At 46.6% G+C, this 1,018-nt stretch carries 2 rRNA genes; both read left to right on the forward strand.

The features are described 5' to 3' along the window. Positions 1 to 405, forward strand: a 16S ribosomal RNA gene (locus tag ABHC48_RS20530); the annotation flags it as partial. A 126-nt stretch (positions 406 to 531) separates the two neighbouring features. After that, positions 532 to 649 (forward strand): 5S ribosomal RNA (gene rrf, locus ABHC48_RS20535). Positions 650 to 1,018 lie beyond the last annotated feature (369 nt).

The following is a 1,018-nucleotide window of genomic DNA, read 5'->3' on the forward strand; positions in this document are numbered from 1 at the left end:
TGGTGGGCACTCTGAGGAGACTGCCAGGGATAACCTGGAGGAAGGCGGGGATGACGTCAAATCATCATGCCCCTTATGATTTGGGCTACACACGTGCTACAATGGCGTAAACAAAGGGAAGCGAACCCGCGAGGGTGGGCAAATCTCAAAAATAACGTCCCAGTTCGGACTGCAGTCTGCAACTCGACTGCACGAAGCTGGAATCGCTAGTAATCGCGGATCAGAATGCCGCGGTGAATACGTTCCCGGGTCTTGTACACACCGCCCGTCACACCATGGGAGTCAGTAACGCCCGAAGTCAGTGACCTAACCGCAAGGGAGGAGCTGCCGAAGGCGGGACCGATGACTGGGGTGAAGTCGTAACAAGGTAGCCGTATCGGAAGGTGCGGCTGGATCACCTCCTTTCTAAGGAAGAAGTAGAGAAGAAAAATGTGTTTTACTGTTGAGTTATCAAGGAAAAAGAGGTAGTTCTGCTGCGCAGAACAAGCTTATTTACTAAGCTCGGAAGTACCTCGCCAAGTAAATAAAGCTTCCGGTGTCGATGCGCTTAGGGGAAACACCCGTTCCCATCCCGAACACGACGGTTAAGACCTGAGCGGCCGATGGTACTGCATTGGAGACGATGTGGGAGAGCAGGTGGGCGCCGGATCAAAGAAAAAAACAAGTGGGTAACTTGTTCATATAGAAACAGACACCGGTAAGTGAGTTCTGTCGGAAACAGAACGGTAAAAGACGAAGACCGAGAGACTGGTGTTAACCCGATCAGTAGGGAAGTGCTGTTATGATAACTGGTTTTACCAGTGATTAGAGGTTTTAAATGGAAGATATCTGATGTTTAAGATTTCTAATGACTGATAAAATATCAGTCAAAGTTATACAATGTACCTTGAAAACTGCATACATGTAAATTTGATTAAAGTTTAATCAAATATCCTTGATACAAACGTTAAAACGTAAGATAGGAAGACATCGATTTAGTCTGTGAGAGCAGACAAAGATCAACAATGAGAATCAAAAG

Source organism: Ruminococcus sp. 1001136sp1 (assembly GCF_039841815.1).
Lineage (GTDB): Bacteria > Bacillota > Clostridia > Lachnospirales > Lachnospiraceae > Blautia_A > Blautia_A faecis.